The 10,018-nt window shown below is 59.7% G+C and carries 8 protein-coding genes; 3 read left to right on the top strand and 5 right to left on the bottom strand.

Annotation, left to right across the window (positions count from 1 at the left end):
* Positions 1 to 1,225: alpha-D-glucose phosphate-specific phosphoglucomutase (locus tag AAAB35_RS25555; protein WP_340671147.1), on the bottom strand; the 1,225-nt coding region annotated here is incomplete at its 3' end.
* Between the two features lie 294 nt (positions 1,226 to 1,519).
* On the opposite strand from AAAB35_RS25555, the gene AAAB35_RS25550 reads away from it, so the two are divergent.
* Positions 1,520 to 1,813: a hypothetical protein gene (locus AAAB35_RS25550; RefSeq protein ID WP_340671144.1), complete on the top strand. Its 294-nt coding sequence runs from the start codon at positions 1,520 to 1,522 to the stop codon at positions 1,811 to 1,813.
* Positions 1,814 to 1,827: 14 nt separating this feature from the next.
* Entirely contained in the window at positions 1,828 to 4,086 is a 2,259-nt protein-coding gene (locus AAAB35_RS25545; RefSeq protein WP_340671143.1) for a GH92 family glycosyl hydrolase, read from the top strand.
* Between the two features lie 79 nt (positions 4,087 to 4,165).
* On the opposite strand, the gene AAAB35_RS25540 is transcribed toward AAAB35_RS25545, so the two are convergent.
* The gene (locus tag AAAB35_RS25540) at positions 4,166 to 4,783 is read right to left on the bottom strand and encodes a L,D-transpeptidase (RefSeq protein WP_340671142.1); all 618 of its coding nucleotides are present in this window, start codon (positions 4,781 to 4,783) and stop codon (positions 4,166 to 4,168) included.
* A gap of 179 nt (positions 4,784 to 4,962) precedes the next feature.
* On the opposite strand from AAAB35_RS25540, the gene AAAB35_RS25535 reads away from it, so the two are divergent.
* Positions 4,963 to 5,457 (top strand): MmcB family DNA repair protein, encoded by a 495-nt coding sequence (locus AAAB35_RS25535; RefSeq protein ID WP_340671141.1) that lies wholly within the window; start codon positions 4,963 to 4,965, stop codon positions 5,455 to 5,457.
* Between the two features lie 11 nt (positions 5,458 to 5,468).
* On the opposite strand, the gene AAAB35_RS25530 is transcribed toward AAAB35_RS25535, so the two are convergent.
* The 3 genes from AAAB35_RS25530 to hrpB form a co-directional block, all read right to left on the bottom strand.
* The gene (locus AAAB35_RS25530) at positions 5,469 to 6,032 is read right to left on the bottom strand and encodes an ActR/PrrA/RegA family redox response regulator transcription factor (protein WP_340671140.1); all 564 of its coding nucleotides are present in this window, start codon (positions 6,030 to 6,032) and stop codon (positions 5,469 to 5,471) included.
* A gap of 68 nt (positions 6,033 to 6,100) precedes the next feature.
* Positions 6,101 to 7,402: an ActS/PrrB/RegB family redox-sensitive histidine kinase gene (locus AAAB35_RS25525; protein ID WP_340671139.1), complete on the bottom strand. Its 1,302-nt coding sequence runs from the start codon at positions 7,400 to 7,402 to the stop codon at positions 6,101 to 6,103.
* Positions 7,403 to 7,507: 105 nt separating this feature from the next.
* Positions 7,508 to 9,955 carry an ATP-dependent helicase HrpB gene (gene hrpB / locus AAAB35_RS25520; protein ID WP_340671138.1) on the bottom strand — a complete coding sequence of 816 codons (2,448 nt, stop codon included), beginning with the start codon at positions 9,953 to 9,955 and terminating at the stop codon, positions 7,508 to 7,510.
* Positions 9,956 to 10,018: the final 63 nt, after the last annotated feature.

The raw sequence follows: 10,018 nt of genomic DNA, 5'->3' as shown, positions 1-10,018 counted from the left end.
GCCCGTAGGTAGCCCAATGTTCCTTGGCGATCTCGATGGCACTGATACGCCGGACCGCCAGAATATTGAGCCAGAGGAGCACTGCCCAGAGCCCGTCCTTTTCCCGCACGTGGTTCGAGCCCGTTCCGGCGCTTTCCTCGCCGCAAATCGTCGCCATGTCCGCATCAAGCAGGTTGCCGAAAAACTTCCAGCCCGTCGGCGTTTCGTACATGCCGATGCCGAGCTTCTCGGCGACCCGGTCGGCGGCGCCGCTTGTTGGCATCGAGCGCGCGATGCCTTTGAGACCCGCCTTGTAGCCCGGCGCCAGATGGGCGTTGGCGGCAAGCATCGCCAGCGAATCGGATGGGGTTATGAAAATGCCCTTGCCGATGATCAGGTTGCGGTCGCCGTCACCGTCCGACGCCGCGCCGAAGTCCGGGCCGTCAGGCGACATCAGCAGGTCGTAGAGGTCCTTGGCGTAGACGAGATTGGGGTCGGGGTGATGCCCGCCGAAATCGGGGAGCGGCACGAAGTTGACGCAGGTACCCTCAGGCGCGCCAAGGCGACGCTCGAGAATCTCCTTACCGTATGGTCCGGTGACCGCATGCATCGAATCGAAGCGGAAGGTGAAGCCCGACTTGATGAGATCGCGTATGGCGTTGAAATCGAAGAGCTGTTCCATAAGCGCGGCATAGTCTGCGACCGGATCAATGACTTCGACCTGCATCCCGGCGATTTCGCGCTTGCCGATTGTGTCGATGTCAATATCGGGCACGTCGGCAATGACATACTGCTTGATTGTCTTCGAACGGGCAAACACCGCCTCGGTAATCTTCTCGGGTGCCGGGCCGCCATTGCCGATATTGTACTTGATGCCGAAATCTTCGGTCGGCCCGCCAGGATTGTGGCTGGCCGAAAGAACGAGGCCGCCAAAGGCCTTGTATTTGCGGATGACGTTGGAAGCTGCGGGTGTCGAGAGGATTCCGCCCTTCCCGACGAGCACACGCCCGAAGCCGTTGGCGGCCGCCATTTTCAGGACGATCTGTACCACTTCGCGATTGTAGTATCGGCCATCGCCGCCAATCACCAGCGTCTCGCCTTTGAACCCCTCGAGCGAATCGAAAACCGACTGGATGAAGTTTTCGACATAGTTTTTCTGCTGGAAGACCGGGACCTTCTTGCGCAAGCCCGATGTGCCGGGCTTTTGATCGTCGAATGGCGTGGTGGCAACGGTTTTGAACATGATAACCTTCCAGTTTCTGCGCGTCTCACTCAATCTATTGGGCCGGGATGTAACAGGTCAACATGACGATAATCAGATAGTCCCCGCCTGTTCGGTTTTAACGCCCCTGAGAACATACGACCTTCGTCGAATTGACAGGCCGCGGACGCTTCGGCGACCTTCGTTGAGGGAGGTTAACGGGCTAAACGCCTATCCAGCCGCAGATTTTACGCCGGAGAATGATCCGCATGTTGCCGCACGTTTCGGCGCGCTCGATCGATAATCACGCAGCATACTTAAATTCATTGGGAGGAAATAATGAATTCAAGAACCGCAATTGCAGTGGGTTTGCTTGGCGTTTCGCTACTGACGGGATGCAATAACGACGGCAAAACGGACAGCACCAACAACCAAGGCAGTTTTGAACAGACGATCGCACGACAGACCGGCGAAATTCAAGGCCTGAAGGACAGTCAGTCCAAGCTCACCGAGACAGCCAACGCGACCACAACCCAGATCACGCGGGAATCGAGGAATGAACAGGCCCCATCAAGCGGCGAGACGACAGAGGAGCGGCCCGAGTTGCCCTCACGCAATATGTCGATCCGCTGATCGGCACTGATCAAGTGCCGCCGACGGATACGGGTACAACCGAGGATCTCCTAGGCGGGTTTACAACGCCGGCAGTCAGCGTTCCCTTTGGAATGATCGCCTGGGGCCCGGATACACCGTCCGTCTCGGGTACGTGGAGCCCGCCGGGCTATCACTATCCGAAGAATTCCATAACCGGCTTCAGCCTCACACATCTCAGCGGCGTAGGCTGTCCGTCCGGCGGTGCAGTACCCATTTTGCCGATCACAAATACAGACCAATCGGACATCGCATTCGAGCACGCGAATGAAGTCGCCCAGCCCGGATATTATTCGGTCCAGATGTCAAACAGCGTTCAAACCGAATTGGCAGCGGCAAACCGAAGCGGGGTTGGAAGATTCACGTACCCTGCTAACAGCCCTGCATTTATGAGGATCCAGGCGAAGTCGAGCAATGTTTTCCATTCCGGCTCGATCAGCTTCGACCAGACGGCAAAAACGGTCTCGGGCTACGCCATGAGCGGAGATTTCTGCACAGGCCCGGGTACCTACAAAGTATACTTCCATGCCGCATTCGATCGCCCCTTCATGGCAACGACGTCCGGATCGACCGCGACGCTTACCTTCACCGATGCATCCGCTGCCTCAACGATATCGACCGCTGTTACCATGAAGGTCGGCATATCGTATGTGAGCGTCGAGAATGCCAAGGCCAACCTTGCTGCGGAAATCGGCGCGCTGAATTTCGAAGCCGTGCGCAAGCTGGCGAACGATACCTGGCAAAAGCGCCTCAACGCCATTCAGGTCGAAGGCGGCAGCAAGAAAGAAAGGACGACCTTCTACACGGCCATGTATCATGCCTTCCTGGCGCCAAGCACCTTCAGCGACGTCAACGGCGAATATATCAGCTTCAACAGTGCCGCGACGGTAAAGAAGGCACCGGAGGGCCACGTCCAGTACACAACATTCTCCAGCTGGGACACTTATAGATCGCTGGTGCCGCTTCAGGCATTGCTGGCTCCCGAAGAAGTGGGCGACATGATGCAATCGCTCGTCTTCGATGCTGAAGACTGCGGCGGCACATTCCCGATGTGGTCGGAAGGCAACACCAACAGCAACATCATGCCTGGCGACGGCGCTTCGATCATTGTCGCGCAGGCCCATGCCTTTGGCGCGCGAGAGTTCGATACACAGAAGGCGCGCGCCATAATGCTTGACACTGCATTTGGCCGCAAAACTCAATGTCGCAACGTGACCACGCTGCCCGGCCTCAAAGGCTATATGGAACTCGGTTATCTCGCAGATGATACCTGGGGCGAACGTCAGCCCACCTCCACCAATATGGAATATGCCAGCACCGACTTTGCCGTTTCGCGCTTCTCAAGTGCGGTCCCGGCTGCGGATCCACAAATCGTGGCAGGCACAGCGGCGAACGAGCCCAAAACCTTGCTTGCTCGCTCGAGCAATTGGGCAAATCTGTTCAACCCCAACTGGCGCAACATCGAAAAGCAGCCTTATCCGCAACTGCAGCCTCGCAACAAGGATGCCAGCTGGACGAAATATTTGCCCGTCTCCACGTGGGACAATGACTACCGTGAAGGCAATGCCGAGCAGTATACCTTCATGGTTCCGCACGACCTTCGGGGTCTGCTCGCCAGGCTGGTGGTGGATACGGACAAGGACAAGGGAGGCGAAAAGGACGGCATTGCCCGCCTCGACGAATTCACCAAGAACCTCAATGGCGGCTGGAGCTATCAACCCGCGAGATTATGGATCGGCAACGAACCGGGATTCCTGACGCCGTGGCTTTATAACTGGACCAGCCAGCCGCACAAGACGCAGGCACTCGTCCGGCGTATCGTCGATGACCAGTTCTCAGCCACGCCGTCCGGTCTTCCGGGCAATGATGATGAAGGCGCACTGTCTGGGCTCTATATCTGGGCCGCCCTCGGGCTTTATCCGGAAATTCCTGCGGTTCCGGGCTTTGCATTGAACAGCCCGCTTTTCCCGCGAGCTACCATTAAACTCGGCAATGGCAAGGTCGTTACCATCACCGGTGACAAGGCGCCAAGCAAATATATCCAGAGACTGACCGTCAACGGAGTCGACCACGACAGCCCGTGGATCGATCTCGACAAGCTGTCTTCAGGGGCCCGCCTGGATTTCACGCTGGGCGACAAGCCAAGTTGCTGGGGTTCAAATCCGCCTTCGGCGCTGCTGCCACCGTCCTTTGCACCGGACGGGACGCAGACCCCACGGTTGAAACCCGAAACGGAATGCGGCACAAGCGGATGATCCCGCCGCACGAAGCATTAAAAAGGGCTCCCGTCGGAGCCCTTTTCAATTCATATACCGGAAAGCCGCAATGCGAGGATTAGCGAACGATGACTTTGGCGCCGACCGGGGCTCGATTATAAAGATCGATGATGTCCTGGTTCATCAGGCGAATGCAGCCTGACGACATCGCCTTGCCGATCGACCACCATTCCGGCGTGCCATGAAGGCGGTAACCCGTGTCACCACCCTTGTTGAAAAGGTAGAGGGCGCGGGCGCCGAGCGGATTTGTCAGGCCCGGATCCATGCCGTCGCGGAACTCGGCAAGTTTCGGCTGGCGCGCGATCATTTCCCGCGGCGGGGTCCATGTCGGCCATTCGCGCTTCAAGGCGACGCGCGCGCTGCCGGACCATTCGAAACCTTGCTTACCGACCCCGATGCCGTAACGCATCGCCCGGCCATCACCGAGGACGTAGTAGAGGTACTTAGCCTTCGTATCGACGATGATCGTGCCAGGCGCTTCCGAGCCATCGTAGTTGACTTCCTGGCGCAAATACTGGGTAGGGATCTTGGCACGCGGAACCGCTGGAATTACGTAGCCCGCATCAACGACCGAATTGTAGGACGCAGTCGAGTAGCTGAGCCCGATCGTCGAACAGCCGGTCAAAGCAGTTGCACTTATCAGTCCAACCGCAAGGACGATAGTCTTCAGTTGCATGGTCACCCCAGTGAATAGTTGCACGAATCGGCGTTTGGTTTTTGCTGGTGCCTCTCTTGCGCCTATATTGTTAATGCCTGATTAACCGTAAAGCGCAGTATTCCGTTAACCATGTTTTCATCAACCTGGCGATGTGTTTTCTTTCACCTCGTTGCAGATTTGCCGGTATTGTCTCGTTTATGCCACTCGTCTCTCTAGGTCAGACAAGCCCATTGATAGATGGTCGCCAGTCGGAAAACGCCATGCTGGTGCGGCGCGGCGTCCAACGGCTCTTCCTCGAACTCGGCCTTGCGGTCATGCCGGAATTGCCGCTCGCCTCGGGCCGGCGTGCAGATCTCGTCGCCTTGACGCGTACGGGCGAGATTTGGATCGTTGAAATCAAATCCTCGATTGAGGATTGGCGCGTGGACCGCAAATGGCCAATCTACCGCCAGCATTGCGACCGGCTATTCTTTGCGACGCATCCTGGCGTTCCTGCCGATATTTTCCCGGAGGATTGCGGTTTCATTCTATCTGACGGATATGGTGCGGAGATCATTCGCGACGCACCAGAGCACAAATTGCCGGTTGCCACGCGCAGGGCAATGACGTTGCGTTTCGCCCGGGTCAGCGCTGCACGCATGACGCTGGCCGAACTTGCGGGTATCGAATTGCCGAAAACCGATGTGGAATAAGTCTGCCCGGCCTAGCGCGGTGCGCGCTTGGCCAATATGCGCTGCAAGGTGCGGCGATGCATGTTGAGGCGCCGGGCCGTTTCGGAAACATTGCGATCGCACATTTCGTAGACGCGCTGGATATGCTCCCAGCGCACCCGGTCAGCCGACATCGGATTTTCCGGCGGCGCCACTTTCTCCCCCGATCGGCGGGTCAATGCCGCGAAGACCTCATCTGCATCAGCCGGCTTTGAAAGGTAATCGATGGCGCCGAGTTTGACGGCGTTCACCGCGGTCGCGATATTTCCATAGCCAGTCAGGACGATCGCGCGCGTGTCCTCGCGGCGAGCACGGATTGCCTCGATAATGTCGAGGCCATTGCCGTCGCCAAGGCGCATGTCGACAACCGCATAGGCAGGTGCGTTGATCTTGACGCTCGCAAGGCCCGCCTCAACCGAGTCTGCAATCGCGACTGTAAAGCCGCGTGCTTCCATCGCACGCGCAAGCCGCTGCAAGAAGGGCTTGTCGTCGTCAACCAGTAGAAGTGTCCGATCGCCGCCGATCGCTTCAATATCGTCCTGATCCGTATTTTCCATCAGGTTTTCCTGCTCATTCTCTGTAAATATACGACGTTAATGGTTCGCAATGAATAAAAAGTCAAAGATTATCCATCAGTAAGCAATTGTTGACGCGGCCAGGTAACGACGACTTCTGCGCCTTGCCCAGGATCGTTGCGATTGCGGAAGGTGATCGCTGCGCCCGAACGTTCGAGCAGCGTCTTCGCGATGAAGAGACCGAGGCCCAACCCACCGCCGTGCTCATTGATCGCGCGGTCGCGCCCCGTGGTGTAGGGCTCGCCGATGCGGTCGAGAATGTCGGGGGCAAAGCCCTTGCCATCGTCGCTGATGACGATCTCGACGGTCTTGTCGCTCCAACCCCAATTGACGTTGATCGTTTCGCGGGCGAAGTCGACGGCATTCTCGACGAGATTGCCCAGCCCATAAATAATGCCCGGGTTGCGGCGGATAATCGGCTCGTTGCCTTCCCCGCGCATCTTTGTCACCACGATATTGATACCGAAATTGCGGTTGGGCTCAATGACCTCTTCGATCAGCGAAGAAATCTTCAGGCGCGACATGTGCTCTTCACTGGTCGACGAAAGACTGGTCAGCCGTTTCAGGATTTCGCGGCAACGCTCGGTCTGCGAGCGGAGAAGGTCGATATCCTCGGCAAATCGATCGTCCTTCTTGAGGCTGCGCTCCATTTCCTTGGCAACGAGCGCGATGGTCGCAAGCGGCGTGCCAAGTTCATGCGCCGCAGCCGCTGCGAGGCCATCGAGTGCCGAGAGATGCTGCTCGCGCTGCAGGATGAGTTCGGTGGCGTTGAGGGCGTCGGCCAGCAGCCGCGCTTCCTCGGCAACGCGGTAGGCATAGACGGCGGTAAATGCGAGGGCAGAAACGACGGAACACCACACGCCCGCGATCAATACGAACGGCAGCTGCATGGTGTCGCCCTCATACCAGGGCAAGGGCAGATAGACGTAAGCCAGCAGCGTCGCGCAGGCTGTCACCAGGAGGCCGAGCGCCGTGGTCGCATAGGCGGGCAGTGACGTGGCCGAAATGATCACCGGGACGATCATCAGGACGGCGAACGGATTCTGCAGCCCGCCGGTCATATAGAGCAGCCCCGCCACCTGCAATATGTCGAACGCCAGCACGGTGATGGCGGCCCGTGGCTCCAGGCGATGATTGATCGGATAGCGGAACGACATCAGGAGGTTCAGCCAGGCCGAGCAAGCGATCAAGGCAAAGCAGATGCTGATTGGAAAGGGAAACTTCAGATAGAGTGCAACGAAGAGAACGGCGATGCTTTGTCCTGCCACCGCAAGCCAGCGCAGGCGGATGAGCGTCGTCAGTCGCAGCCGGCGCGATAGATACGATGAGCGTGTCTGGAAATCCTGAACCATGGGCGTGATTTAGAACAAACGTGACTGAAATGGAAACATGATTCCGATGGGGTATCGCTGGCATCGCCGCCTCCCCGCGGATTGTCACGCGATCCTTGCGGAAACTCAGGTTCCCCGCGGTTTTGCGCGGGCAGTGGGCGCCGCACTGGCCGGGTCTTCCGGCCAGACATGTCTGGGATAGCGGCCGCGCATTTCGCTGCGCACGTCAGCCCAGGAGCCGTTCCAGAAACCCGGGAGATCGCGCGTGATCTGGATGGGCCGATGCGCCGGCGAGAGCAACTCCAGAAGGAGCGGGACCGTTCCGCCAGCAATGGATGGATGCGTGCCGAGCCCGAACAACTCCTGGACGCGAACGGCGAGAACCGGTTCTTCCGCCTCGTAGCGGATTGGAATGTTCGACCCTGTCGGCACTTCGAAGTGCGTCGGCGCCAGGGTATCGATCTTGCGCTGCAGCTCATACGGTACCAGAGAGCGCAGACCATCGGTGATCGCGTGCCCGGATATCTGGCCGAGCTGCGCGGTTCCGTTGAGATAAGGCAGAAGCCAGTCCTCAAGCCTATCGATCAACGATTTGTCGTCCATTGGCGGCCAGGGCGCGCCGAGGCCCCGATGCAGCCAGGTGAGACGCCGCCGCAATATTATTGCCTCTTTTGACCAGGGAAGGATGTCCAGCCCGCGGTCGCGCACGGTGGCGACAATACCGCGATCGGCCTCTTCGCCTGAGGGGGCTGGAAGGGTCTTCTCTGAAAGCGCAATGGCGCCGATACGCGTTGCCTCGCGCGCCTGCAGCGCATTTTGGGCCGGGTCGTAGCTGACCTGCCTGCCGCTGACGATGCGATCAGCGAGCGCGGCTCGTATCTCGGCCTCAGTGATTTCCGCTGCCGCGAGGATGCGCGCGCGTCCCGCTCGGCCAGCCAGATCAGCCACGACAAGCCATGGCGATTTCGCCAGCGATGTTGCCGGATCAAGTTCGCCGCCGCGGCCATTGGCGAGCGTAAACTGGCCGTTGCCCCGCGCCTTGGCGATACGGTCGGGATAGGCATCGATAAGGAGGCGCCCGGCGCTTTCCTCGGTGTCGACTTTCCTCACATCGCTGCCGGCGAGGCGTTTCGCCAGTCCGCGCGCACGCATCGCGCGATCGCCGCGCTCGCGTTGAAAGCGTGACAGTCGCTCTTCCATATCGACGTCATTGCCGCCGAGGCCGCGCTCGGTCAGAAGCAACGCGAGTTCGGCGGCGCGCATGCCTTGGCCGCGTTCGCGCGCGGCCAGCACCATATGTGCGAGCCGGGCCGGCAAAGCGAGCCTGCGCATAGCCTCGCCCATGGAGGTAATGCGATCATCTTTGAGCGCTCCGAGTTCGCCGAGCAGTGTCTTCGCTTCCTTGATCGCCGGCATGGGCGGCGCATCGAGAAAGGCGAGGCTCGCCGGATCGGTGACGCCCCAGGCGGCGCAATCAAGGACGAGGCCCGAGAGATCCGCCTCGAGTATTTCCGGCGGAGAAAAGGCTTCGAGTGCGGCGGTCTGTTCGGCCCGCCACAGCCGCAGCGCTGTTCCGGCTTGAGTGCGTCCGGCGCGACCGGCGCGTTGATCGACGGCGGCACGGGAGGCCCGCACCGTTTCCAATCGTGTGAGACCCGTTGCCGGTTCAAATTTCGGCAGCCGCGCCAGACCGCTGTCGATGACGGCGCGCACGCCATCGATTGTAATGGAGGTTTCGGCGATCGAAGTGGCGAGCACCACCTTGCGCTTGCCTGGGGGAGCCGGGCTGATAGCCGCGTCCTGGTCGCGGCCCTCCAGCGCGCCATAGAGCGGCGTGACATAGGTATCCGCGGGAACGCGCCCCTCGAGTGCCTGCATCGTGCGCTCAATCTCGCGCTGCCCGGGTAGAAAGGCGAGGATGCTCCCCCCTTGCTCGGCGAGTGTGTCACGCACCGCCCGCGCCATCGCATCCTCGATCTTATCGTCAGGCTTGCGCTCCCGATAACGGATGTCGACGGGATAGGACCTGCCTTTGCTTTCAAGTACAGGCGCGTCTCCGAGCAGCTTGGCCACCCGCGCACCATCGAGTGTCGCCGACATGACCAGAAGTTTCAGGTCGGGCCGCAGCGCCGCCTGCACGTCGAGCGCGAGCGCAAGACCGAAGTCGGCATCAAGGCTGCGCTCGTGAAACTCGTCAAAAAGCACGATGGCGATGCCGGACAATCCAGGATCATCGAGGATCATCCGGGCGAACACGCCTTCCGTGACAACCAATACACGAGTCCTGGCCGAGACCTTGCTTTCGAGCCGCATGCGGTAACCGACGGTATCACCCACATTCTCTCCAAGGAGACTCGCCATCCGGCTCGCGGCAGCGCGAGCGGCAAGGCGGCGCGGCTCCAGCAGGACGATCGTCCCATCGCCGCGCCAGGGTGTATCAAGCAGATGCAGCGGGACAAGCGTGGTCTTGCCCGCGCCGGGCGGTGCGACAAGAACGGCAGCGTTCCCGGGCTCCAGCGCATCATCGAGCGCAGGCAGTATTTCAGTGACAGGAAGGGGCGGCAGTTCTTTCACGGGTCAAGTCCAGTATCAGAATGCAAGCCTTTTGACAGGGTTCGGGTCGCCAAGTCCAGTAGG

It is taken from the genome of Phyllobacterium sp., assembly GCF_037994425.1.
Classification (GTDB): Bacteria; Pseudomonadota; Alphaproteobacteria; order Rhizobiales; family Rhizobiaceae; genus Phyllobacterium.
The sequence above is the reverse complement of the archived record's forward strand: the minus strand, read 5'-3'. Positions and strand labels throughout refer to the sequence as shown.